The following is a 23,892-nucleotide window of genomic DNA, read 5'->3' as shown; positions in this document are numbered from 1 at the left end:
ATTATAATGGCATTAGATTCAAAAATTCCAAATGGTCCTATAGCGGACAAATGGACAAATTATAAAGATCATATTAATTTAGTAAACCCTGCTAACAAACGTAATTTAGATATTATTGTAGTTGGTACAGGTTTAGCTGGAGGTTCGGCTGCGGCTACTTTAGCAGAGTTAGGATATAACGTAAAAGCATTTTGTTTCCAAGATTCTCCACGTCGTGCGCACTCTATTGCAGCACAAGGAGGTATCAACGCAGCAAAAAACTATAAAGGTGACGGTGACTCGATTTACAGATTGTTTTACGATACTGTAAAAGGTGGTGATTACCGTGCTCGTGAGGCAAACGTTTATCGTTTGGCTGAAGTTTCTGGTAATATTATTGACCAATGTGTGGCTCAAGGGGTGCCATTGGCTCGTGAATATGGCGGACTTTTAGATAACCGTTCTTTTGGAGGAACTTTGGTTTCTCGTACATTTTATGCACAAGGACAAACTGGACAACAATTATTGTTAGGAGCTTATTCTGCAATGAACCGTCAAATTGGTCGTGGAAAAATTAAAATGTACAACCGTCACGAAATGCTTGACATTGTAATCGTGAACGGAAAAGCGAGAGGTATTATCGCTCGTGACTTAATTACAGGAAAAATAGAAAGACATTCTGCTCACGCGGTAGTAGTTGGTTCTGGAGGATACGGAAACGTATTTTTCCTTTCAACAAATGCTATGGGAAGTAATGCAACAGCAGCTTGGAAAATTCATAAAAAAGGAGCATTTTTCGCAAATCCTTGCTACACACAAATTCACCCAACATGTATTCCGGTTTCTGGAGATCATCAGTCTAAATTGACTTTGATGTCTGAGTCTTTACGTAATGATGGTCGTATTTGGGTACCAAAAAACCTTGAGGATGCAAAAGCTATCCGTGAAGGAAAGAAAAAAGCAACAGATTTATCTGAAGACGAAAGAGATTATTTCTTAGAAAGAAGATATCCAGCTTTTGGTAACTTAGTACCTCGTGACGTTGCATCTCGTGCGGCTAAAGAGAGATGTGATGCTGGTTTTGGAGTTAACAAAACTGGAGAAGCAGTTTACTTAGATTTCGCAGCAGCTATCAAACGTTACGGAACTGAAGATGCTTATGTAAAAGGTTTAGATGATAAAGATGCTGCTTTGGTAACTAAATTAGGAGCTGCAATCGTGAAAAGTAAATACGGAAACTTATTCCAGATGTATTACAAAATCGTCGACGAAGATCCTTATACAACACCAATGATGATTTACCCAGCAGTTCACTACACAATGGGTGGAACTTGGGTTGATTATAACTTAATGACGACAATTCCTGGATGTTTCTCTATTGGAGAGTCTAACTTCTCTGACCACGGAGCAAACAGACTTGGAGCTTCTGCTTTAATGCAAGGTTTAGCTGATGGATATTTCGTATTGCCATATACTATCGGAGATTATTTAGCTCCAGATATTAAAATGGGAGAAATTTCTACAGACTTGCCAGAATTCGTTGAAGCTGAAAAAGCGGTTGTAGATCAAATCAATAAATTTATCAATAACAACGGTAAACATTCTGTAGATTATTTCCATAAAAAACTTGGAAAAATTATGTGGAATAAAGTAGGTATGGCTCGTAACGCTAAAGGTTTAACTGAAGCTATCGAAGAAATTGCTGCTTTACGTGAAGAGTTTTATAAAGATGTAAAAGTGCCAGGAAGCGCTTACGAATTTAATCAGGAATTAGAAAAAGCAACTCGTGTTGCCGATTTCTTAGAATTAGGAGAATTGTTCGCGAAAGATGCTTTACACCGTAACGAATCTTGTGGAGGTCACTTCCGTGAGGAATACCAAACAGAAGAAGGAGAAGCACTTCGTGATGACGAAAACTTTGCATATGTTGCAGCTTGGGAATACAAAGGAAAACCAAGTGATGCAGTATTACACAAAGAACCTCTTAACTACGAAAACATTAAATTAGTTCAAAGAAGCTATAAATAGTATTTAGAAAAGTCTTAATACTTTTTTCTTAATACTTAATACTTATACAAAATGAAACTTACATTAAAAATATGGCGTCAAAAAAACGCTCAAGATAAAGGAGGGATTGTAGAATATCCTATTGACGGAATCGAGCCGGACATGTCTTTCCTTGAAATGTTAGATGTTCTTAACGAAGGTCTAATTAACAAAGGAGAAGAACCAGTAGCATTTGACCACGATTGTCGTGAGGGAATCTGCGGAATGTGTTCTTTATTCATCAACGGAGAAGCGCACGGACCAGACAGAGGTGTTACAACTTGTCAATTACACATGCGTATGTTTAAAGATGGAGATACAATTTTTATCGAGCCATTTAGAGCAAAAGCTTTCCCTGTAATTAAAGATTTAGTGGTTGATAGAAGTTCTTTTGACAGAATTCAACACGCAGGAGGATTTATCTCTGTAAATACTTCAGGAAATACAATCGACGCGAATACTATTCCGGTTAACAAAGACGATGCAGATAAATCATTTGATGCTGCCGCTTGTATTGGTTGTGGAGCTTGTGTTGCGACTTGTAAAAACTCTTCAGCAATGTTATTCGTTTCTGCAAAAGTTTCTCAATATGCATTATTGCCACAAGGTAAAGTTGAAGCAACGGATCGTGTTTTACACATGGTTCACCAAATGGATTTAGAAGGTTTCGGTAACTGTACAAATACAGGAGCTTGTGAAATAGAATGTCCAAAAGGAATTTCGCTTGAAAATATCGCACGTATGAACCGTGAGTATTTAGCAGCAAGCTTGAAAGGATAATACGCAATTTAGTATATTTTAAAAACGCTTCCGTTACGACGGAAGCGTTTTTTTGTTTCTATTCATAATACAATTGCGAAGCGCTTATTTCTTCTTTCTTTTGACCTTCTTTCTGAATGAAACAATTTAAAATTGTGCCTCCAGTTAAGTCAAAATAACTAATGTTGAGCTTGTGAAAACCTTTTTCTAGTTTAACAGCGCCATAAGCTTCATTTGCCCAATGAATGTTGTCATTATTTACAATGAGCTCATCATCTATAAAAAGCTTCGATCCGTCGTCTGAAAGTGTCGAAAAAGTATAATTTCCTGTTTCTGGAATAAAGATATATCCGTTGAATTTTAAACCGATATAACGCTCTAATTTCGTTTTCCATTTTTCAGCACTTATTTTGCCATCTAAAATTCCTGAAGAAACAGGTTTTGAAAGTTCTAAATCTTGAACCTGCGAAAAATTCCCAGTAAAATATTCATATTTCAAACCATTCTTTTTAGGTTGAATTTTCAAAGCAGGTTTTAAATCTGGATTTCGAACAATGATTTTATTGATAGAACTTCTTTTACCGCTTTCGCTAATTTGAATCGTTTTGATGATTCGATATTCTCCTTTCGGAATATTTATGGCGACAGGGTTTTGATGCAAATTGGCTGTTTCATCAGGATTATAATCATCAATCGTATAAAATATCTTTCCGTTTTTGATGGTTGGTTTTAAATCTAAAATATATTTTGATGCAATTAAAGCTGATTCATCAGCACCAAAAGGAGTTGGAACTTTATACAATCTATTTTGCAATTCCAATTTTTCTAAATGATAAGGCAGTTGATTTTGAAGAAAATGATCGTAATTTTTGTTTTGAGGTTCTGTCCAAGCAATTTCTGCTAAAGCCAAAACACGCGGATAAAGCATATAATTCAATTTTGCTGGGTTAGTTAAATATTCAGACCAAAGATTGGCTTGAACTCCGATAATATATTTTTGTTCTTCAACAGATAAACTATCAACAGGAGTTGGATTGTAATTGTACACTTTATCCAAAGTGCTCAATCTGCCTACGGTAAGCGGTTCGTTTGGCGAATAACCTTGATTGTAATCAAAATAAACCGTTCCTTCTGGAGTCATTACAACCGGATGTTTCAGTTTTGCTGCATGAATTCCGCCTGATTCTCCTCTCCAAGACATAACAGCTGCGTTAGGTGCGAGTCCGCCTTCGAGAATTTCATCCCAACCAAAAATCTGTCTTCCATTTGCATTCAAGAATTTTTCAATTCTTTTGATGAAATAACTCTGCAGTTCATGCTCGTCTTTCAAACCTAGATCTTTGATTCGTTTTTGACAATTTGGACAAACTTTCCATCTTGTTTTTGGACATTCGTCTCCTCCCACATGAATGTTTTTACTTGGAAACAAAGCCATAACTTCTGTTAAAACATCCTCTAAAAAAGTAAAAGTTTCGTCTTTTCCTGCACAAAAAACATCTTCAAAAACTCCCCAAGATTCTACCACTTTATAATTTCGATCTGGAAAGCAAGCCAAATTTGGATAAGCAGTAACCGCCGCCGACGCATGCCCTGGCATTTCGATTTCTGGAATTACATTCACATAATTCTCTTCGGCAAATTTTACAACTTCTTTGATTTCTTCTTGCGTATAAAATCCTCCATACGGATTTCCGTCAAAGAAAAAAGGAGTTCTTTCGAATTTATTTCCGACTAATGTCTGATTTCTTTTCGATCCGATTTCAGTTAGTTTTGGATATTTTTTAATCTCAATTCTCCAACCTTGATCGTCGGTTAAATGCCAATGAAAATTATTTAATTTATAACTGGCCATTTGTGCAATAAAATCTTTTATAACAGTAACAGTGAAGAAATGACGGCAGACGTCTAAATGCAAGCCTCGGTAAGAATATCGCGGTTGATCTTCGATAATTACGCATGGCAATTTTATTTCAGTATAAATTTTGTTTGGAAGGAGCTGCAATAAAGATTGAACGGCATAAAAAAGTCCTTCTTCTTGACCAGTAATTGTAATTTTATTCGGAGTAATTTCAATTTTGTATCCTTCTTTTGACGAAAGATTTTTGCTTGAATCAAATTCAATTTTAAGATTCGATTTTTTCGAATTGGCTTTCGCATTCAATACTGATTCTAAAATTTTAGCCGATTTTAATTCCTTTTCACTATAATTTTTATTTTTAAAATTAATCTGTACTTTTCCATTTATCCGAATGCTATCTCCAGTCAATTTGTACAAATTTGGAGCGGGGATAATAGAAATGTTTTGTTGGGAGTTTTGTGCTTTTCCGTTTAAAAAAGAAAGAACAAAAAATAAAAAAAGGAATTTTTTCATAGGAGAAAAACTTTAGATTTTTATTAAAAACAGTTTTAAAAACATTAAAATGCTTTTAAACTAATTTATTGAAAATTTTTATTGCCAATACGGCTTTTGGTTTCGATGAATTATTTGATGAAATGTTTATTTTTGTAATTAGAAAAAAACAATCGGCATGAGCACTGAAAATGAAGTTTTAAATTACAGTAAAGAAGAACGTAAAAATCATATTCTAAAAGAGATCAATTTGCACACGCGTGTGAGTTTTGAAACTCTTTCGGCTAAACTTGGTGTTTCCGAAGATACTGTTCGTCGTGATATTAATGAACTTGACGCTGACGCACTTTTAATTAAAGTAAAAGGCGGCGCCATGACAAAAGGATATCACTATTCTTCATCAAACCAGACTTATGCTGTCGAAGCTAAACAAGTTATTGCACAAAAAGCGGTTGGCCTTCTTCATGACGGAATGGTTTTAATTGTTGATGGCGGAACTACCATTCGAGAGTTCATCCGATTAATTCCAAACGATCTTAATTTAACTGTTTTTACGATTACGGCTTTAACTGCGGTTCAGCTTTTAGACAAACCTAATATTAAAACGATCATGATTGGCGGAAGCATTTCTTCTTATAGTCAGATGTGTGTGAGCGGAGAAGCTTTTCATCAATTGGCCAACATAAAAGCAGATCTTTTGGTTTTAGGAACAAATGCTTTAGACGTAGACGGCGGTTATTCTGATTCTGATTGGGAAACCGTTCAGGTAAAAAAAGCAATGATTCAGGCTTCTAAAAAAACGGCAGTTTTGACTATTACAGAAAAATTAAATACAGTTCTTAAAATGAAAATTGCTAATTTATCTGAAGTGAATTATGTAATTACCGAAGAAGAACCCAATCACGAAAAATTACAGAAATACAAAAGCGCCGTTCCAAGTCTGATTGTGATCTAATCCCAATGTTTCACTAAAAAATCAATCCAATTTTGATGAAAGATCTTTTTTATATCTTCATCAGAATAACCGTGATTTTTAAATATCAGAACCAATTTTTGTAAATCAGCAATCGTATCTAAATCATACGGGCACTGTTCTGTTCCAAAAGCGCCATCTAAATCAGAACCAATTCCAATATGATTTGCATTTCCCGCAAGCTGGCAAATATGATCCATGTGCTGAAAAGCAGTTTCTAAGCTGCAATTCATTTTTTTAGGATCAGAAATTCCTCTTTCCCAATTTGGAACCATCATCCAAGCATCTAAAGCACCGCCAATAACGGCTCCTCTTGAAACTAAAGCTTGGATCATTTCATCGCTATATTGCCTATTATGATCAACTAAAGCCCTGCAATTGTTGTGGCTTGCCCAAACTGCGCCGTTAAAATGATTCAAGGCCTGCCAAAAAGCATCGTCGCACAAATGCGTTGCATCGAGAATAATATTTAAACGCTCCATTTCTTTCAACAAATCAATTCCGTTCTGATTCATTTTTCCAGTTGCATCCGTTCCGTTTGCATATCGGCCTGGACCATAATGTGCAGGACCAACAGCTCTCAATCCGTAATGATAAGCTTTTTCGAGATAAGAAACATTAATAATAGAATCGGCTCCTTCCAAACTTAATATATATCCAATTGGTTTTTTGTCGTTTGGAGTTCCATCATTCCATACATTAAAATGATTTAAAAGCGATTTTTTGTCTGTAATCTGCGTCATTTCTCCTGCTTCTTCCATGCTTTTATACCACGCAAGTTGACCTTGTGTTTGTGCCCAAGCTTGTTCTGGAGAATTCCACCCCGGAATTATGCTGTCAGGTTTTACAAATCGTGCAATTTGAGTGGCGACCACAATTCCGATATTTCCTTTTCTTAGATCAGGAAAAGAAACCGTGGCGCGTTCGCGATCTGGTTTATCGGTCATTCCTTTTTCTAAGTTTCGTAAAGTCGGAACATCGTTTCTCAGATCTCGATTCCATTCCATCGCATTCATGCTGAGATCTAAGTGGGCATCTAGTATAAACATAGGATTTAAAATTTAAATAGTATTTTTTCGGCCTCGGGCGCCAACTGGCCATTGCGCGTAAATTTGCTGTTTTTTGTTTACTGCCTGAAGATTATCGTACAAAGCTACAGTAGGGCAGACATGATAAGGTCCAGCATAAATAATATCGCCAATTTCATATTCGTTTTGGCCTTTATTTTCAAGAATCAAATGTTCTTCTGAATGTGCGGTTGGAATCAAATTTTCATCATTTAGAATGGTCAATCTTTTGTCAATCGGATTTTCAGATGAAACGGCTTTATAGCCAATATCTACGCAAAATGTGTTTTTAGTCGGTTTAGAAATAATAGTTCCAACGATTACTAAAGCAGGTTTGAAATCTTGTTCGGATAAATGAATTTGATAATTCGAATCCCAAAAAACAAAAGTTCCCGGACTGCATTCTACATTTTCCTGCGCTGCATAAAACGGAAAAGTATTAGAACCGCCAGCGACAATTTTAAAGTTTTCTGCTTTATTAATAATCTGTTCAAAAGACTTAGAAGCTTCTGAATTTCTTTCTTCAACAGTTCCTTTTATATGGCCGTCATAAATATGGATTCCTTCAAATTGAATGTTTTTTAATTGTAAAATGGAATCAATTAACCCTGTCCAATTTTCTGAAATCGAAAAACCAGTTCGGTTCATTCCTGTATTTAAATCCAAATAAACGGAAAGAACCAGATTATTTCTTTTGGCAATTTCATTTAAATCTGAAGCTGTTTTCAGATTGTCTACAATAGTTGAAAAATGAGTTTCAGGGAATTTTTTAATTAATGAAATCCATCTTTCCGCTTTTAATCCAACAGGCTGATACGCTAAAAGAATGTCTTCAATTTGCTGATTTGCAGCAAGCTCTGCTTCCGAAATTGTAGCGCATTTTATTTTCTTAATGTTGTAAATTTTAAAAAGCTCTAAAACTTCGGCATTTTTATGTGTTTTTATATGCGGACGCAATCTTTGCGTGTCGCCTTTCACATAAGAAATCAACTTTTCGATATTTTGACGTACTCGATCTTCGTAAACTGCTAAAAACGGAGTGTCGATAAGAGTTTCGGATTTTATTTCCCACCAGTTCTTTTGCATGGTTCTTGGTTTTTAGCTAGTTGTAAAACATTGAGTTTTATTTAAGCACATAGAAACATAGATTTTGGAGGCTGTTTAAGGCGTTTCACTTTCCATTAATAAGAAAATGACTTGTCTCATTTATTTCAATCTTTAAAAATTCAAATAATAAAAACCTATGTTTCTATGTGTTTAAAATAATGTGTTAGGAAAAAATTAGTGCAATTCAAAAAGAGCTTCAACTTCGACAGGAATATTATCAGGAAGCGAACCAAATCCGACTGCGCTTCTTACTCCGATTCCGTTTTCTTGCCCCCAAACTTCTGCAAATAATTCGCTGCATCCATTAATTACATACGGATGTTTTAAGAAATCAGAAGTGCAATTCACCATTCCGAGAACTTTGATCACTCTTTTTACTTTGCTTAAGCTTCCAAAATTGGTTGCGATTGTAGAAAGCATAGTTAGTCCAACTTGTCTTGCTGCTAATTTTCCTGCTTCAATATCCATATCTTCTCCAATGCGTCCGATGATTAAAGATTTATCGTCTTGTACAGGTCCATGTCCTGAAAGATACAGGTATTTGCCGTCTACTAAATAGGGTTTGTAAATTCCTAAAGGCTGTGGAGCAGGAGGAAGAGACAAACCTAGGCTTTCGAATTTTTCTTGCGGATTTAAACTCATGATTTTAATGTATTAAAGCGTTTAAAATAAATATAAATACAATTCCTAAAACAGAAACCAAAGATTCCATTACGGTCCAGGATTTAAAAGTGTCTTTTAGGCTAATGTTGAAATATTCTTTGAACATCCAGAAACTCGGATCGTTTACATGCGAACACATTAAACTTCCAGCACCGACAGAAAGTACAAAGAGATTGGGGTCTAGATCGTTTGATTGTAGTAAAGGTAACAAAACGCTCGCAGTCATTAAACCTGCGGCAGTTGCAGAACCAACACAAATACGAATGATGGCGGCCATCATCCAGGCTAATAAAAACGGATGAATATTGACTTGGTTTAAAGTTGTAACAATAGTTTCGTTTACGCCACTTACAATCATAACTTCTTTTAAACAGCCCGCACCACCAACAATTAGGACAATTAAAGCAACATCTTTTATCGCTTGTGTATAATCGTCCATAACAGATGACATGCTTCTATTCATTTTAATTCCTAATGTGTAAGTGCATAAAAGAAGTGACAAAAGCATAATGATACTCGGGTCTCCAATAATTTTGCAGATAGCGATTAGTTTTTCATTATCTGAAATTAAAGGTAATAGAGAAGTAATCGTTAATCCGAAAACGGGAAATAAGGCAGAGAATAAACTCAATCCAAAACTTGGCAATTTCCCTTGATTGGTTATTTCTTCGACATTTAAAATTTCATGATCCGATTCGGTTTTGATGTTTTTAAAACGAGTTGAAAACCATAATCCTGCAATTAAAATGGTCGGAATGGCGACTATGATTCCGTAAATTAAAACCAAACCGATATCTGCTTTTAAAATACTGCTCAATGCCATTGGTGAAGGATGAGGCGGAAGAAAACCATGTGCCACAGAAAGTGAAGCCAGCATTGGAATCCCTAAATATACTTTTGATAATTTAAATTGATGCGCAACAGAAAAAATCAGCGGAACTAAAAGTACAAATCCAACGCTATAAAAAAGCGGAATTCCGATTATAAATCCAGTAATCATTAAGCCCAAACGAACGTATTTTCTTCCCGTCCAATTCATAACTGTTTTGGCGATTACATTTGCGGCTCCAGACGAAACGGCCAATTTTCCGATACATGTTCCAAAAACAATAATTAAAGTAATAGATCCGAGCATTTCGCCAAGACCTTTTTGCAAAACTGGAGAAATCGTTTCTATTGGCAAACCAAGAAAAAGTGCAGCCAAAAGGGAGGTAATGATAAACGCGATAAACGGATTAATTTTGAACCAAGCAATCTGTAAAATCAAGAAAATAATGCATGCAGTGAGTATGAGAATGCTCATGATTGGTGGTTGGTTTTTAGTTAGTTATAATTGTGGTTGGAATTCCAAATATATAAAATAATTCCACATGTCGCATTTTTTTTGCAAAAACTGCGTTTTTTTTGCAATTGCAATGTTAAAATTATTGAGAGATAAAGGATGGATAAGCTTATGTTTTCTACCTTTATATAAAAATTGATAAGATGAAAATTGCTTTAATCCAAACCGATCTTTTTTGGCAAGATGCCAGTAAAAACAGAGAAAATTTTGATTTGAAAATTGATGAAATTCAATCGGAAGTCAATCTCATTGTCCTTCCTGAAATGTTTTCGACCGGATTTACAATGAATGCTTCTGAGGTTGCCGAAACGATGCAAGGAGAAACGATTGAATGGATGAAATTGAAAGCAAAACAAAAAAATGCTGCCGTAACAGGAAGTGTTGTCATCACAGAAAACGAAAAGTTTTATAATAGGATGTTTTTTGTTTTTTCGTCAGGCGAATTTCAGTATTACGATAAAAGGCATTCTTTTTCTCTCGCCGGTGAAGACAAAGTGTACAGCTGCGGAAATAAAAAGGTAATTATAGATTATCTAGATTGGAAAATATTTCTGCAGGTTTGTTACGATTTGAGATTTCCGGTTTTTGTACGTAATGTAGAAAACTACGACCTTATTTTGTATGTCGCCAATTGGCCAAAAGTTCGCACCAATGCTTGGGATGCTTTGCTAAAAGCGCGTGCCATAGAAAATCTTTCGTATGTGGTTGGGGTAAATAGAATTGGTAATGATGCCCACGATTACGAACATATTGGTCATTCTCAAGCAATAGATTTTTTGGGCAATTATATTTTAGAGCCACAAGAAAAAAATGGTGTCTTTGTCGTAGAATTAGACAAAAACACCATGTATGAAACGCGTAAAAAATTAGACTTTTTAAGCGATAGAGATCAGTTTGAAATTAAGTTTTAAAAAGCTTTTCGTTTCTTTTCTGCTTCTTTTTTCTTTTTATCGTCTTCTTTCTTCTCCACTTCTGGATTAAAAGGAATGCTCAAGTCGATTGTTTCGTTCCGATCCCAATTGGCTCGGACATCAAATTCTTCTTGATTATAAAATACTTCTTCTGCGTATTTCTTTTCTAAGAAATTACCAGTGTCGTATTGTTTGTTTTTATTGTCGTCATAAATAATGCGTACAGTAAAAACATCAGGTTGCAATAGGTTGAATTCTAAAGTAGTTGCACCCTCAGAATATCCATCGGCCAACACTACATCTCCTTTTTTATTGGTCAATTCAACAATTATAGGAAAACGTTTGACATTTTTAAGAGTCAATATCAGATTTCCGTAATCGGCATGTTCTTTAGTGCTGAGTTTATAAGATAAAGTATCATTTGTCTTTTCATAAAAATCGGTCAAAGCACCTGGTAAGAAAGTGAAACTATATTTGTCCAAAGGCTCTTTTTTGAAATCGAAATATAATTTCTGTTCAAATTCATCATATTCTGTTGTATAAGGAACAGCAACAGAATCTTTATTAACCAAAGCGATTTTAGATTTGTCAAATTTTACCAATGGAGTTTCGGTTTCCAAAGTAAAACGTTCTCTAAAATTAATTTGGCCGTTTTGTACCGCTTTAATATTTAGAGTATCTTTTTTCAAGGCTTTAATCTTGAACGAAAATCTTTTTTTATAATCTCCTTTTTCAACTTCCATTGATAGCGAATCGGCTTTTATTGGTTTGTACCAAACTTGAAGCGAATCTTTTTTAGGAAACTGCGTTACGATAGTTTCAAGAACTTCGTCACCATTTTTAAGTGTAATTTTTGGTTTTGAATTTTTGAAATCCTGTTTTCCTTCATAAGGAAGAAACAAACGGTTTCCTGAAGCCTGAATAGGTTTGAAGGCTTTTAATGGCAACGTTTCTTTAAATAGCTCCACCTCATAAACCGTGTCCGTTGGAATTGTGATATAGCTTTTCAAAAATCCGATTTTATCATCTTTCGGATTAAATTTATTATTTGAACCTTTATCTTTTAAGGCTACCAAAAGATATTTTCCTTCTCTTAAATTTTCAAACTGAAAAGTTCGCATACTGTCCAAAGTGTTCGTAATGTAGCGCGGAAACTCTTTGTAAATGGTAGAATCTTTAAATTTATCATTTACTTCATATAACATTACAGAAACGAAATTGTCAACATACTTTCCGTACGAATCTTTGATTTTTCCGTTTAATTTAAGTGAATCAATGTGCGATCCTGTTGAGAAAATATACTTGAACTGATTTAAAGCATTTCCTTCGTTGTTATCCTGAATGGCTTGCCCAAAATTTAAACTATAAGTTGTGTTGGGCTGTAAAGTGTCTCGAAGCTCAATCTTTATAAATTTGCTAACATTCTGAGGCGTGATTAATGGCTCATTTTTTAAAGGAGGGGAAATAATCAGCTGTTTCTTAGTGTTTTTGAGTTTGATATATTCATCAAAATTTAAAGTAATAGTATTTCCTTTAAAATCGGTTGTAAAGTTTTTAGGAAAACTAGATACCAAAACAGGAGGTAACGTATCTTTTAAACCGCCGGTAATGCTGCCTCTTTTGGCGCAGCTTATCATGGATATTAGAATTACAAATGCAATGTATTTTAAGGTGTCTTTCAACATAACGGTTTTTCAATTTGATTGCACAAAATAACGATTATATTTGCTTTAATTGAAATTTTTTATCCATTTATTAGGATTTGCGACTTTTGGAAATCTTCAAATTTTTTAGTGTTTAAAATGCTATAATTTCTTACTTTTGAATTAAAATGTAATTTTCCTAAGTTTTGTTCAAACGATTTTTCCCAGTTTTGTTTCTCTTTTTAATGCTGTCATGCACTAAAAGTGAAAAGCCCGTAATCTCCTTTTATTACTGGAAAACAATCTTCAAGTTTTCTGAAACAGAAAAAGAAGCATTGAAAGAAAACAATGTTCAGAAACTTTATGTACGATATTTTGACATTGGAATTCATCCAGAATCCAATTTTCCGATTCCTATCAGTCCTGTTCGTTTTGAAGAAAATCCAAAAGAATATGCTATTGTTCCCGTTGTTTTTATTCAGAACAAAGTAATGCTCCAACCTAATCTTGATGTGAAGGATTTGGCACAAAAAACCTTTGATTTTATCGAACAAATCAATTCTAAAAATAAAATTGCTTGTCAAGAAATTCAAATTGATTGCGATTGGACCTTAAAAAGTAAAGAGAATTATCTGAAATTTATAGAAGTTTTTAAAAAGCTTTCGCAGAAGAAACTTTCAGCGACCATTCGATTGCATCAGGTGAAATATTTCAAAAAAACAAAAATTCCAAATGTCGATTCTGGAGTTTTGATGTATTACAATATGGGATCAATTGCGCCCGATTCTCTAAATTCTATTTACGATAAGAAAGTGGCAGACCGATATCTTAAAAGTTTAAAAAGATATCCGCTTCATTTAGATTTTGCCTTTCCAATTTATTCTTGGGGAGTTCATATTAGAAATAATAAAGTGATCGGACTTCGTTCTAAAATGAATAGTAGAGAACTAGAAAAAAATTCCAATTTTGAAAAAACAACTCCGATTTTTTTCAGGGTAAAACATTCCAATTATAAAAATGGTGTTTTTTATGAAGAAAACGATCTCTTGAAAATAGAAGAAATAAAACCAAAAGATTTAAAAGAAATGGCAGAAGATTTGCAAGATAATCTCGTAGAAAAGCCAAAAGAAATTATATTTTACGATTTAGACGAATTCAATTTAAACACTTATGAAAAAAATACTTTTAAGCAGATTATTTCTTGCTTCTAGTGCCGTTTTGCTTTCTGCATTCGGAATTATATATGCCTGTGCAGACGGAGATTGGGATTATTTAGGATCTTATAATTCAAATTTTACCCCAGAAACTTTTGCCGACAAATCGTATTCGCCTTTGTTTTTATCGGGTGGTATTTTTTACGGAATTGGTTTTGATACCCAGCATAATTCTCGTTTTAATAAAAATATAAAATCAGATTGGGCAGATTATTTAAAAGGAAAAGTTGATACCACAACTGTCAATTATTTTTTGATTGGTGATGAAAAGCCTAGATATTATTCTGATGATAAAAATACCATCAAAAATAAAGAAGAAATTGAAGGTTTGCATGTTTATTATAAAACGAAAAAAGAAAATAAAAGCACGCAAAAATGGGCCAAAAAGCTTAATCTGAAAGATGAGAAAGTAAAAAACTTTGTTGAGTTTCTGTATTTGGCTCAAAAAATAGAAACGGTTTCTATTGGAGACGATTATTGGAGCTACGATCCCGTTGTGGCAAAAACTTTCAATGATGCCAAAATGATTCAGTCGATAGAAAATGTATACAATACTTTATCAGATCCGTTTTTGAAAAACAGATATTGGTTCTTAACCATGAAAGCACGTTTTTATAGTAACGACAAGCAAAAAGCAATTGATTTTTTTAATAAAACAGAAAGTTCTGTTGCCAGAAATACTTTGTATTATCGCGCTTTAGCGTATGTTGCCGGAATTAATTATAAACAAAAAAAATACGCGACTTCGAACTATTTATATGCTCAGGTTTTTGATAAATGTCCAGAATTAAGAGTGGTTACAGCGTATAGCTTCAAGCCAAAAAACGAATCTGATTGGACTAAGGCTTTGGCGTTGGCAAAAGATAATAAAGAAAAAGCGGCGCTTTGGGCAATTCACGGATATTATAAAGACGAAAAACAGGCTATTGAAAAAATCTACGAGTTGGATCCTAAAAGCGAACATTTAAATTATCTGGGAACAAGATTGGTTAATTCGCTAGAGCAAAAAATAAATAATTCGTTTCAGACGGATGGGCAAGGAGAAAATCAGAAACCAAAACCACAAACTGTTGCTGAAAATAAAACAGAAAATAAGACGAAAGTGGATAATAGCGCTGTCGATTTAATTGCAAAAATTTCTGCTGCAGGAAATACCGACAAGCCTTATTTATGGGATATTTCACTTGGATATCTTCAAACGCTAAAAGGCGATTATGCCAATGCAGATAAAAATTACAGCAAAGCTGAAAAAACACTTCCGAAAACAGAATTGGCGGGAATGCAGCTTCGTTTATTGCGTTTTGTAAATAATTTAAGCAAGATTGATAAGCTGACAGATAAAAATGAGAAAACAATTTTAGCTGATTTAAATTGGTTATACACAGAACTTCCTAAAAATTATAAAGGAGATACGTTTCGTTATCAAAATGCTTCTTCATGGAGCAGAAGCTATTTATCGCGTTTGTATAAAGAACAAGGCAATTTGGTTATGGCCGAGATTTACGGAGAATCACGCTATAGCTATTGGAATGATGGAAATGCATATTATGACAATGAAAAGAATTTGCTGGGAATAAAAAGCTTTTTGGAAAAATCGAATAAATCTGAAATCGAGAAAATTGGCGCAGGAATTTATAGTTTAAAACTGAAGGATATTAATAATTTTCAAGCAATTCAGTCTACTTTCAAAAACAAAATTCCTGAAGCAATTACTTTTATGCAGCAAACAGATTCTGTTCAATATTATAAATTCTTAGGAAATCCGTTTAACGGAAATATAAAAGATTGCCACGATTGCGAGCACGCGGCGTATCAGAAAAGAAAATATACTTTTATGGATTTCTTGACTACAATAAAAGAAATGCAGGATAAATTGGCTCAGAAAGAAGATGTTTACACCAACAGCCTTTTATTAGGAAATGCGTTTTATAATATTTCTCATTTTGGAAACGGAAGAACTTTTTACGAAATGAGCATTGTGGGGTACGGGTCGGGCCCATATTCATTTAGAGATTCGATGAAAGAAATGATTACGAATAATTCAGTTTCTAAAATGTATTATCAGAAAGCTTTTGAGGCAGCTTCGAATAAAGAACAAAAAGCAAAATGTTTGTATCTGATTTCGAAATGCGAACGAAATGATTATTACAATAAAAAATACAATAAGATAAACAGCTATTGGGAAATTCAAGATGATAAAGTTAATTTTATCGCTTGGAACTCGTTCAAAGCTTTAAGAAAAGACTATTCGGATACGAAATACTATCAGGATGTAATTGCTGAATGCGGTTATTTTAGAACATATGTAAATCAATAATTTCGAAAAGATGCTAAATAAAATAGAACATATTGGGATTGCGGTAAAAAATATGGACGATGCTAATGTTTTGTTTGAAAAAATGCTTGGTGTTCCGTCTTATAAAATGGAAGCAGTAGAAAGCGAAGGGGTGTTAACGTCCTTTTTTCAGACGGGAAATAATAAAATCGAACTTTTAGTAGCAACAAATCCCGAAAGTCCTATTGCTAAATTCTTGGAGAAAAAAGGAGAAGGAATTCATCATATCGCTTTTGATGTTGATGATATCGAAGCCGAAATTGCACGTTTAAAAAACGAAGGTTTTGTCTTGATTAATGAAGTTCCCAAGAAAGGAGCAGACAATAAATTGGTTGTTTTTTTGCATCCGAAGAATACAAATGGCGTTTTAGTGGAGCTTTGCCAAGAAATTAAATAAAAAAATGTCATTTTAATTTTTGAATAAGATGTTGAAAATCAATTTCGTTTTTGAGATTCGGAGAAAGATTTAAAATTAAATTAAAATGATGTCTTAAAATATTTGGAGTGAATGAAAAATAGTAGTAATATTGCATCCTCTAAACCGGTCCTATAGCTCAGCTGGTTAGAGCACCTGACTCATAATCAGGTGGTCCCTGGTTCGAGCCCAGGTGGGACCACTTTTTTTAGAACAGAAGCCTTTACAGAAATGTAGAGGCTTTTTTGTTTTTTGTGACGAGGATTTGACGACCTTCAAGTCTGGTTAATAGGTTAAAAAAAACTACATTCTATTCCATTTTTTTATTCTTTCAAATATCCGATGTTATATATTTTGGTAATTTAAACAATGAGCTAATTTATATTAACAGAAAAGGTGAAAAATATCATAGAAACGATGTTCTTGCCTGTGATTTTATTACAGCGAATAAAAATTTTAAAACTTTATCGAAGTAAAAAAAGATAAATTAGGTTATAAAATATTAGCGATATAATTTTACTTACGCGCTGATTGGTATTATTAAATATGTCAAAATAAAATAAATATTCACTTTTGCTAAGGTTTAATTTGAAAACGATGAATAAAAGACAAATTCTTGCTGTCATATATATTTTTTTTATACCCGGTTTTGTACTATTATCTGGGGCTTTTTATCTTTTTCAGCAGAAATCAAGTTTTATTGAAAAGTCAAATAGTGTTTATGGTACAGTTATAAAATCCATACCTCTTGCTGGAAATAAAAATGGATCGCTCTATTATCCCTACGTTTCATTTGTTACAAATTCAGGTAAACAAATAGAGTTCACGTCTAATAAGGGCACTTCTCTTCCTGGTTACATTGAAGGAACTCGGGTTAAGGTTTTGTACGATCCAACTAATCCGAATGAAGCTGAGATTGCTGGGGTGAACGGCTATTTTGTTCATCCGTCATTTTTGGTCTTTATTGGGGTGTTTTTCGTTTTAATGGGTTTCTGGAAAATTTTGAATCAGTATTTTAAAATAAGAAAAGTATAGAGGCTTTTGCAGAAATGTAAAGGCTTTTTTGTTTTTGTTTTTTTTTTGAAGTGTGAAAATTGAAATTTTGGCTCATATTATTTAAACATCTATTTCTGTAAAATGCCTTAACTTTATCCGTCCAAAACAAATTTAATCTTCAGATGGATAGATTAACTCCCGAACAAAGGAGGAAAACTATGCAGGCGATAAAAAGCACTGCTACAAAAGGCGAAGTAAGGCTTGCTAAAGCATTATGGAAATTGGGTCACAGATACCGAAAAAACAATAAGAAAGTATTTGGAAGGCCTGATCTTACTTTTGCTAAATATAAAATTGCCATTTTTGTTGATAGTGAATTTTTTCATGGAAAAGATTGGGAAACGCAACAGCTAAGAATTAAATCAAATCAAGAATATTGGATTCCGAAAATTGAAAGAAACATACAGCGTGACGAAGAAGTTAATGCTTTTCTTATTTCTGAAAATTGGACGATTTTAAGATTCTGGAGTAAAGAGATTGAAAAAAATCTGGAAGTTTGTCTGGCAAAAATTGAAGGAACAATTATGCTTTTAAGTATTTAAACTTTTTCAGCTTTTAGCTGTCTAGCTTCAGCTTTCTCAATGCATTTGAATATTTCAGAAGCGAGCCTTTCTATAACAGGCATGCTTACAGAATTTCCAGCTTGTTTGTAAAGACTGGAATTTGAAATTTTGGGTAATTTGTAATGATCTGGAAATCCTTGAAAACGAAAACATTCTCTTGGGGTTAATTTTCTAAAGCCAAATTCAGTTGTAATGATTGGAACATTGTGGCCGCCGGTTCCCATGTTTGCAGTTAAAGTAGGGCAAACTTCTTTTTTGTTTTCTCGCACATACTGCCTCCTAAATTGATAAATTCTGTCTTCTCTCACAACGGCTTCCTTTAGCATGTTGTACATGTATTTGTCTTCGGTGTAATAGAATTTTTTATCGACTTTTTCTTTTGTAATTAAGTCGGTTACCTTTTTTGTTAATATTTCTTTCTCTGGGAAATTAAATCTAAACCCTTTTTTTACAAATTTTTTGTCAAAAGCAACCATGAAAATTCGCTCTCGATTATGCGGAATATTTCCAAAATCTCTAGTGTTCAAGATAGCGCTGTCAAAAGTGTAGTCCCGTTTTTTGATTTCGCGCTGAATTACTTTCATTGTGTTTCCTTTATCGTGACCTTTTAGGTTTTTGACATTTTCAAGAAACACTACTTTAGGACGCATTTCGTCAATAAAATCTAATATTTTAAAAAAATGATTTCCTCTACTGTCTTTAAAGCCTTTTCTGTGGCCAGCTAGAGAAAAGGGTTGGCATGGAAATCCAGCTGTAAGAATGTCAATTTTATTGAGATCTTTTACGTTGAGCTGCATTACATCTCCTTCAATAAGTGTGTGCTCGAAATTGTTTCTGTATGTAACACAGGCTTTTTTGTCAAATTCATTTGCCCACTCTAATTTAAAACCTGCATTTTCAAAACCTAAACAAATACCGCCGACACCTGCGTATAAACTTCCGACTGTATATGGGTTTTTCATTTGATTAGTTAAAATTAAAAATAGATTTGAATTTGAATTTGTAAATCTTTTGGAATTGAGATGTATACGTACTTTGATTTTACAAATATATTAATTTGAGAACATTCTCTTGAATGTAATTAAAATTGAATCCAAACTTCTTTTTTTGACGTATATTCGATGAAAGACATTTTTTGAGAAAAAAATACTTTTTTAAGATAGGTAAATTCTTATAGACTTTTGAATGTTATGAATAATGTTGAAAATGAACGTTGTTCTTCTAGAACGTTTTCTGAAAAGGATTAGAAGTGTTTTTAAGAAAAATGTTAAAATTTGTTCTGGATTTTTGGTTTTAAAAGTTGGTTTTGTTTAAAAAACTTATACTTTTGTCCAAGATTTTGGAGATAGAAAAGCGTTTGTGCGAAATTTCTATTAAAGAATATTTGTCAATAATTATCTAGAATTGCTGTTTGCAATAGCTTGAATTTATGAAAAATCTAAAAGCCCCATTTTTAGTAATTGCCTTATTTTTAAATGTTTTGTTAATGTCTGCAGGGTCTGCGCATCCGCCAGTTCCAGAAACTTCTGGAAGTACAGCCAAAAGTGCGAAGACTATGTCTGCTTCTGCTTGTGAGGATCCAGGTTCGCCTAGTTGTAATGATGGGGCAGATTTTCCAATAGATCAACATGTTATTTTTTTGCTAATAGGTGGTTTAGCTTTAGGTGCTACTGTAATATATAGAAATCAAATAAAAAAAGCTTCAATTTAATTGAAGCTTTTTTTATGGAAAATCTAAACGTTACTTGTTTATTGAGTAAAGTCTAGAGATGTATTTTCCAACTACATCAAATTCAAGGTTGATTTTTGTTCCGACTTTGAAATCTTTAAAATTAGTGTGTTCATAAGTATAAGGAATAATTGAAACGCTAAATTCATTCGTTTTAGAATTTACAACCGTCAGGCTGACTCCATTTACTGTAATCGAACCTTTTTCGATTGTGATATTGTTTAGGTTTTTATCGTATTCAAAAGTATAATTCCAACTTCCGTTTGCTTCTTCAATTCTAACACAGGTTCCAGTTTGATCTACGTGGCCTTGTACAATATGTCCGTCTAAGCGGTCGCCAAGTTTCATTCCTCTTTCCAGATTTACAATGTCGCCAGTTCTCCAATCGCCAATATTGGTTTTTAGAATAGTTTCGTCGATTGCCGTTACGGTGTAAAGAGAATCTTTAATAGCTACTACTGTAAGACATATTCCGTTGTGCGAAACGCTTTGGTCTATTTTTAATTCGTGGGTTATTGATGAGTCAACTGTTATATGAAGATTGTTTTGATCTTTTTGAATTTCGTGAATCCTTCCGAGTGTTTCTATAATTCCTGTGAACATTGTGGTTTTATTTTACTAAATTTGCACATCAAAATTAGTAATAAATAAACTGAGCTCATGAATAAAAAAGCAGAAAATATAATTGTTGGAATTTCAGTTGGAGATTTAAACGGTATTGGAAGCGAAGTTATACTGAAAACATTCGAAGATTCTCGTATGTTGGAATTGTGTACGCCGGTTATTTTTGCAAATGCTAAAATTCTTTCATTCGTTAGAAAAAACTTTACGTCGACGATTCAATTTCATGGAGTTGATAAATTAGATCAAATCATTCCGGGTAAAGTAAATGTTCTGAATCTTTGGAGAGAAGGAGTTGATATTAACTTTGGAGTAAATGATCCTAAAATAGGAGAATATGCAATTAAATCTTTTGCGGCAGCAACAAAAGCTTTGAAAGATGGTGAAATAGATGTTCTGGTAACAGCTCCAATTAATAAATATAATATACAGTCTGAGGATTTTAAATTTCCTGGGCATACCGATTATTTGAATCAGGAATTAGAAGGCGATGCGCTAATGATGATGGTTCAAGATAATTTACGAGTAGGCTTAATTACAGATCATGTGCCCTTAAACGAAGTCGCTTCTCATTTGACAGAAGAATTGATAATTAAAAAAATAGAAACTATTAGAAAATCTTTGATTCAGGATTTTAGTATAGTGAAACCAAAAATTGCAGTTTTAGGACTAAATCCACATGCTGGTGATGGCGGTGTGATTGGAAAAGAAGATGATTTGATTTTGAAGCCAACTTTAAAGAAAATCTTCGATTCGGGAACAATGGTTTTTGGTCCATTTCCTGCAGATGGTTTTTTTGGAAGCAGTCAATATGAAAAATATGATGCTATCGTAGCAATGTATCACGATCAAGGATTAATTCCGTTTAAGACATTGTCTTTTGGAAAAGGCGTGAATTATACAGCAGGTTTAAATAAGGTTAGAACCTCTCCGGACCATGGTACAGCTTATGATATTGCTGGAAAAGATATGGCAGATTACAATTCTTTTAAAGAAGCAGTCTATCTTGCGATTGATATTTTTCGCTCGCGTAATCAGTATGAGGAGATTAGCCAAAAACCTCTTAAAATAAAAGAAAAACAGTTATAAACAAAAAAAGGTCAATAAGATTATTAGATTTGTAATAATTTTATATCTTTGCACCCCAATTCAGATATCTAGTTTTAGAACTGAATGGATCAAATTGATGTTGAAATGAGCAAAACAAAAGAATTTTTAATTCCTTTCGTAGGATTAAAACTAGGAAAACACCATTTTGAGTATCAAATAAATAACGAGTTCTTTAAGAATTTTGAATACGATGAGTTTCAAAGTTCGGATATTAAAGTTAATTTACTTTTCGAAAAGAAAAGTACCATGTTAGAGTTAGAATTCAAACACAAAGGAGCAGTAAATGTGCCTTGTGATCTAACAGGCGAAGATTTTGATTTACCTATAAAAGGAAAAATGAAGTTAATTGTTCGCTTTGGAGACGAATTTAATGATGATAATGAAGAATTGTTGATTTTGCCACATGGTGAACATGAGGTAGATGTAGCGCAATATATTTATGAAATGATCGCGCTTTCTGTACCTCACAAAAGAATTCATCCAGGTGTTAAAGACGGAAGTCTACAAACAGAGGCTTTGATGAAACTGAATGAGTTGAGTGTAAAAGAACAAAAGGAAGAGAGTAACAAAGAAGAAGATATTGACCCGCGTTGGGAAAAATTAAAGAAACTATTAACGGATAAATAATATAGTAAAATGGCACATCCTAAGAGAAAAACCTCGAAAACAAGAAGAGATAAGAGAAGAACACATTACAAAGCTACTGTAGCTCAAATCGCTACATGTCCTATTACAGGTGAGGCGCATTTGTACCACAGAGCTTACTGGCATGAAGGTAAAATGTACTACAGAGGGCAAGTTGTTATCGATAAATCTGAAGCGGTTGCTTAATACGTTTTTGTAAATTATACTAGAACTCTCACATAGTGAGAGTTTTTTTTGTTGATTATAATTTTCGTTTTTTAGGAAAATATAGACAAATTCGTTACGTTTTTTTTTGTAATTTTCGGGTCTTTTAAAAATTTTTCAAATTAATCATAATTTGAAAATAAATAATAGAATATAATGAATACAATCACAGCCGCCATTACCGCTGTTGGAGCTTATGTTCCTGACTTCGTTCTTTCGAACCAAGTATTAGAAACAATGGTTGATACCAATGATGAGTGGATTACCGCTCGAACAGGAATTAAAGAAAGAAGAATTCTTAAAGATGCTGATAAAGGTACATCTTACCTTGCTATACAAGCAGCAAAGGATTTAATTGCAAAAGCAAATATTGATCCGCTTGAGATTGATATGATTATAATGGCAACTGCGACACCAGATATGATGGTCGCTTCTACAGGAGTATTTGTTGCAACAGAAATTGGAGCAACAAATGCATTTGCATACGATTTGCAAGCGGCATGTTCAAGTTTCTTATACGGAATGTCTACAGCTGCAGCATATGTTCAGTCTGGACGTTACAAAAAAGTACTTTTAATTGGTGCCGATAAAATGTCATCTATTGTAGATTATACTGATAGAGCAACTTGTATTATTTTTGGAGATGGAGCTGGAGCAGTTCTTTTCGAACCAAATTATGAAGGTTTAGGTTTACAGGATGAATATTTAAGAAGTGATGGTGTAGGGCGTGACTTCCTTAAAATACCAGCAGGAGGTTCTTTGATTCCGCCTTCTGAAGATACTGTAAAAAACAGACAGCACAATATTATGCAAGACGGTAAAACTGTTTTCAAATATGCTGTAACTAATATGGCAGATGCCAGTGAATTGATTTTACAAAGAAATAATTTGACAAATCAAGATGTTGACTGGTTAGTGCCACACCAAGCTAATAAACGTATTATTGATGCTACTGCTGGGAGATTAGAATTGGAAGATTCTAAAGTTCTAGTAAATATCGAGAAATACGGAAATACTACTTCTGGAACTTTACCATTAGTATTGGCTGATTTTGAAAATAAGCTTAAAAAGGGAGATAACATTATCTTTGCCGCTTTTGGTGGTGGATTCACTTGGGGATCTATCTATTTAAAATGGGCTTACGATAAAAAATAAATTAA

General features: G+C 33.6%; 22 protein-coding genes and 1 tRNA gene. 15 read left to right on the top strand and 8 right to left on the bottom strand.

What is annotated here, in order from left to right:
- Positions 1 to 6: 6 nt before the first annotated feature.
- A complete protein-coding gene (locus SOM12_RS16240; protein ID WP_095928370.1) occupies positions 7 to 2,007 on the top strand; it encodes a fumarate reductase/succinate dehydrogenase flavoprotein subunit in 2,001 nt (666 codons plus the stop codon).
- 51 nt (positions 2,008 to 2,058) lie between these two features.
- Complete coding sequence (locus SOM12_RS16235) at positions 2,059 to 2,805, top strand: succinate dehydrogenase/fumarate reductase iron-sulfur subunit (RefSeq protein ID WP_095928369.1); 747 nt, start codon at positions 2,059 to 2,061, stop codon at positions 2,803 to 2,805.
- Positions 2,806 to 2,863: 58 nt separating this feature from the next.
- Here SOM12_RS16235 and SOM12_RS16230 read toward each other — a convergent pair whose 3' ends face one another.
- Entirely contained in the window at positions 2,864 to 5,155 is a 2,292-nt protein-coding gene (locus SOM12_RS16230; protein ID WP_320494264.1) for a family 20 glycosylhydrolase, read from the bottom strand.
- A 157-nt stretch (positions 5,156 to 5,312) separates the two neighbouring features.
- Here SOM12_RS16230 and SOM12_RS16225 point away from each other — a divergent pair, with 157 nt between their 5' ends.
- On the top strand, positions 5,313 to 6,089 hold the full coding sequence (locus SOM12_RS16225; RefSeq protein ID WP_095928367.1) for a DeoR/GlpR family DNA-binding transcription regulator: 777 nt from the start codon (positions 5,313 to 5,315) through the stop codon (positions 6,087 to 6,089).
- Here SOM12_RS16225 and SOM12_RS16220 read toward each other — a convergent pair.
- The 4 genes from SOM12_RS16220 to SOM12_RS16205 all read right to left on the bottom strand — a co-directional run bounded on the left by SOM12_RS16220 (position 6,086) and on the right by SOM12_RS16205 (position 10,247).
- Entirely contained in the window at positions 6,086 to 7,156 is a 1,071-nt protein-coding gene (locus SOM12_RS16220; protein ID WP_320494263.1) for a dipeptidase, read from the bottom strand. The two genes, SOM12_RS16225 and SOM12_RS16220, sit on opposite strands and share 4 nt — an antisense overlap.
- Before the next feature lie 12 nt (positions 7,157 to 7,168).
- The gene (locus tag SOM12_RS16215; protein ID WP_095928365.1) at positions 7,169 to 8,260 is read right to left on the bottom strand and encodes a D-TA family PLP-dependent enzyme; all 1,092 of its coding nucleotides are present in this window, start codon (positions 8,258 to 8,260) and stop codon (positions 7,169 to 7,171) included.
- Positions 8,261 to 8,455: 195 nt separating this feature from the next.
- Positions 8,456 to 8,923, bottom strand: coding sequence for a RidA family protein (locus SOM12_RS16210; protein WP_320494262.1), 468 nt, complete (start codon positions 8,921 to 8,923; stop codon positions 8,456 to 8,458).
- Positions 8,924 to 8,927: 4 nt separating this feature from the next.
- Positions 8,928 to 10,247: a gluconate:H+ symporter gene (locus SOM12_RS16205; RefSeq protein ID WP_320494261.1), complete on the bottom strand. Its 1,320-nt coding sequence runs from the start codon at positions 10,245 to 10,247 to the stop codon at positions 8,928 to 8,930.
- A gap of 182 nt (positions 10,248 to 10,429) precedes the next feature.
- Here SOM12_RS16205 and SOM12_RS16200 point away from each other — a divergent pair, with 182 nt between their 5' ends.
- Positions 10,430 to 11,197 (top strand): nitrilase family protein, encoded by a 768-nt coding sequence (locus tag SOM12_RS16200; RefSeq protein ID WP_320494260.1) that lies wholly within the window; start codon positions 10,430 to 10,432, stop codon positions 11,195 to 11,197.
- Here the strand turns inward: SOM12_RS16200 and SOM12_RS16195 are convergent.
- Positions 11,194 to 12,882: an Ig-like domain-containing protein gene (locus SOM12_RS16195; RefSeq protein WP_320494259.1), complete on the bottom strand. Its 1,689-nt coding sequence runs from the start codon at positions 12,880 to 12,882 to the stop codon at positions 11,194 to 11,196. The two genes, SOM12_RS16200 and SOM12_RS16195, sit on opposite strands and share 4 nt — an antisense overlap.
- 203 nt (positions 12,883 to 13,085) lie before the next feature.
- Here SOM12_RS16195 and SOM12_RS16190 point away from each other — a divergent pair, with 203 nt between their 5' ends.
- From SOM12_RS16190 to SOM12_RS16165, 6 genes are all read left to right on the top strand, one after another.
- Positions 13,086 to 14,051, top strand: a complete 966-nt coding sequence (locus SOM12_RS16190) for a hypothetical protein (RefSeq protein ID WP_320494258.1) — start codon at positions 13,086 to 13,088, stop codon at positions 14,049 to 14,051.
- Positions 14,011 to 16,371, top strand: a complete 2,361-nt coding sequence (locus SOM12_RS16185; RefSeq protein ID WP_320494257.1) for a hypothetical protein — start codon at positions 14,011 to 14,013, stop codon at positions 16,369 to 16,371. The genes SOM12_RS16190 and SOM12_RS16185 overlap by 41 nt, the downstream gene beginning before the upstream one ends.
- A 10-nt stretch (positions 16,372 to 16,381) precedes the next feature.
- Positions 16,382 to 16,786 (top strand): methylmalonyl-CoA epimerase, encoded by a 405-nt coding sequence (mce, locus tag SOM12_RS16180; RefSeq protein WP_320494256.1) that lies wholly within the window; start codon positions 16,382 to 16,384, stop codon positions 16,784 to 16,786.
- Between the two features lie 146 nt (positions 16,787 to 16,932).
- Positions 16,933 to 17,006: transfer RNA gene (locus SOM12_RS16175), tRNA-Ile, on the top strand.
- 395 nt (positions 17,007 to 17,401) lie between these two features.
- Positions 17,402 to 17,839 carry a DUF3592 domain-containing protein gene (locus SOM12_RS16170; protein WP_320494255.1) on the top strand — a complete coding sequence of 146 codons (438 nt, stop codon included), beginning with the start codon at positions 17,402 to 17,404 and terminating at the stop codon, positions 17,837 to 17,839.
- 143 nt (positions 17,840 to 17,982) lie between these two features.
- Positions 17,983 to 18,402, top strand: coding sequence for a very short patch repair endonuclease (locus SOM12_RS16165; RefSeq protein WP_095928357.1), 420 nt, complete (start codon positions 17,983 to 17,985; stop codon positions 18,400 to 18,402).
- Here the strand turns inward: SOM12_RS16165 and dcm are convergent.
- Entirely contained in the window at positions 18,399 to 19,385 is a 987-nt protein-coding gene (gene dcm / locus SOM12_RS16160) for a DNA (cytosine-5-)-methyltransferase (protein ID WP_320494254.1), read from the bottom strand. The two genes, SOM12_RS16165 and dcm, sit on opposite strands and share 4 nt — an antisense overlap.
- 524 nt (positions 19,386 to 19,909) lie before the next feature.
- Here dcm and SOM12_RS16155 point away from each other — a divergent pair.
- Entirely contained in the window at positions 19,910 to 20,134 is a 225-nt protein-coding gene (locus SOM12_RS16155) for a hypothetical protein (RefSeq protein ID WP_320494253.1), read from the top strand.
- 30 nt (positions 20,135 to 20,164) lie between these two features.
- Here SOM12_RS16155 and SOM12_RS16150 read toward each other — a convergent pair whose 3' ends face one another.
- Entirely contained in the window at positions 20,165 to 20,755 is a 591-nt protein-coding gene (locus SOM12_RS16150) for a riboflavin synthase (protein WP_095928354.1), read from the bottom strand.
- 57 nt (positions 20,756 to 20,812) lie between these two features.
- On the opposite strand from SOM12_RS16150, the gene pdxA reads away from it, so the two are divergent.
- The 4 genes from pdxA to SOM12_RS16130 all read left to right on the top strand — a co-directional run bounded on the left by pdxA (position 20,813) and on the right by SOM12_RS16130 (position 23,887).
- The gene (gene pdxA / locus SOM12_RS16145; RefSeq protein ID WP_320494252.1) at positions 20,813 to 21,862 is read left to right on the top strand and encodes a 4-hydroxythreonine-4-phosphate dehydrogenase PdxA; all 1,050 of its coding nucleotides are present in this window, start codon (positions 20,813 to 20,815) and stop codon (positions 21,860 to 21,862) included.
- A gap of 105 nt (positions 21,863 to 21,967) precedes the next feature.
- Positions 21,968 to 22,510, top strand: coding sequence for a YceD family protein (locus SOM12_RS16140; RefSeq protein ID WP_320494251.1), 543 nt, complete (start codon positions 21,968 to 21,970; stop codon positions 22,508 to 22,510).
- A 9-nt stretch (positions 22,511 to 22,519) separates the two neighbouring features.
- Positions 22,520 to 22,714, top strand: coding sequence for a 50S ribosomal protein L32 (gene rpmF / locus SOM12_RS16135; protein WP_008465217.1), 195 nt, complete (start codon positions 22,520 to 22,522; stop codon positions 22,712 to 22,714).
- A 174-nt stretch (positions 22,715 to 22,888) separates the two neighbouring features.
- Positions 22,889 to 23,887: a beta-ketoacyl-ACP synthase III gene (locus SOM12_RS16130; protein ID WP_095928351.1), complete on the top strand. Its 999-nt coding sequence runs from the start codon at positions 22,889 to 22,891 to the stop codon at positions 23,885 to 23,887.
- Positions 23,888 to 23,892: the final 5 nt, after the last annotated feature.

The organism is Flavobacterium sp. CFBP9031 (assembly GCF_034044945.1).
Classification (GTDB): Bacteria; Bacteroidota; Bacteroidia; order Flavobacteriales; family Flavobacteriaceae; genus Flavobacterium.
Note: the sequence above shows the minus strand (reverse complement) of the source record. Positions and strands in the feature narration are given on the sequence as shown.

Coding starts and splice junctions, on each gene's coding strand:
- SOM12_RS16205 (WP_320494261.1), bottom strand. CDS start 10,247: ATGAGCATTCTCATACTCACTGCATGCATTATTTTCTTGATTTTACAG.
- SOM12_RS16140 (WP_320494251.1), top strand. CDS start 21,968: ATGAGCAAAACAAAAGAATTTTTAATTCCTTTCGTAGGATTAAAACTA.
- SOM12_RS16155 (WP_320494253.1), top strand. CDS start 19,910: ATGTCTGCAGGGTCTGCGCATCCGCCAGTTCCAGAAACTTCTGGAAGT.
- SOM12_RS16210 (WP_320494262.1), bottom strand. CDS start 8,923: ATGAGTTTAAATCCGCAAGAAAAATTCGAAAGCCTAGGTTTGTCTCTT.
- SOM12_RS16240 (WP_095928370.1), top strand. CDS start 7: ATGGCATTAGATTCAAAAATTCCAAATGGTCCTATAGCGGACAAATGG.
- rpmF (WP_008465217.1), top strand. CDS start 22,520: ATGGCACATCCTAAGAGAAAAACCTCGAAAACAAGAAGAGATAAGAGA.
- SOM12_RS16190 (WP_320494258.1), top strand. CDS start 13,086: ATGCTGTCATGCACTAAAAGTGAAAAGCCCGTAATCTCCTTTTATTAC.
- SOM12_RS16230 (WP_320494264.1), bottom strand. CDS start 5,155: ATGAAAAAATTCCTTTTTTTATTTTTTGTTCTTTCTTTTTTAAACGGA.
- SOM12_RS16165 (WP_095928357.1), top strand. CDS start 17,983: ATGGATAGATTAACTCCCGAACAAAGGAGGAAAACTATGCAGGCGATA.
- SOM12_RS16215 (WP_095928365.1), bottom strand. CDS start 8,260: ATGCAAAAGAACTGGTGGGAAATAAAATCCGAAACTCTTATCGACACT.
- mce (WP_320494256.1), top strand. CDS start 16,382: ATGCTAAATAAAATAGAACATATTGGGATTGCGGTAAAAAATATGGAC.
- SOM12_RS16150 (WP_095928354.1), bottom strand. CDS start 20,755: ATGTTCACAGGAATTATAGAAACACTCGGAAGGATTCACGAAATTCAA.
- SOM12_RS16170 (WP_320494255.1), top strand. CDS start 17,402: ATGAATAAAAGACAAATTCTTGCTGTCATATATATTTTTTTTATACCC.
- SOM12_RS16225 (WP_095928367.1), top strand. CDS start 5,313: ATGAGCACTGAAAATGAAGTTTTAAATTACAGTAAAGAAGAACGTAAA.
- SOM12_RS16220 (WP_320494263.1), bottom strand. CDS start 7,156: ATGTTTATACTAGATGCCCACTTAGATCTCAGCATGAATGCGATGGAA.
- SOM12_RS16195 (WP_320494259.1), bottom strand. CDS start 12,882: ATGTTGAAAGACACCTTAAAATACATTGCATTTGTAATTCTAATATCC.
- dcm (WP_320494254.1), bottom strand. CDS start 19,385: ATGAAAAACCCATATACAGTCGGAAGTTTATACGCAGGTGTCGGCGGT.
- SOM12_RS16130 (WP_095928351.1), top strand. CDS start 22,889: ATGAATACAATCACAGCCGCCATTACCGCTGTTGGAGCTTATGTTCCT.
- SOM12_RS16185 (WP_320494257.1), top strand. CDS start 14,011: ATGAAAAAAATACTTTTAAGCAGATTATTTCTTGCTTCTAGTGCCGTT.
- pdxA (WP_320494252.1), top strand. CDS start 20,813: ATGAATAAAAAAGCAGAAAATATAATTGTTGGAATTTCAGTTGGAGAT.
- SOM12_RS16235 (WP_095928369.1), top strand. CDS start 2,059: ATGAAACTTACATTAAAAATATGGCGTCAAAAAAACGCTCAAGATAAA.
- SOM12_RS16200 (WP_320494260.1), top strand. CDS start 10,430: ATGAAAATTGCTTTAATCCAAACCGATCTTTTTTGGCAAGATGCCAGT.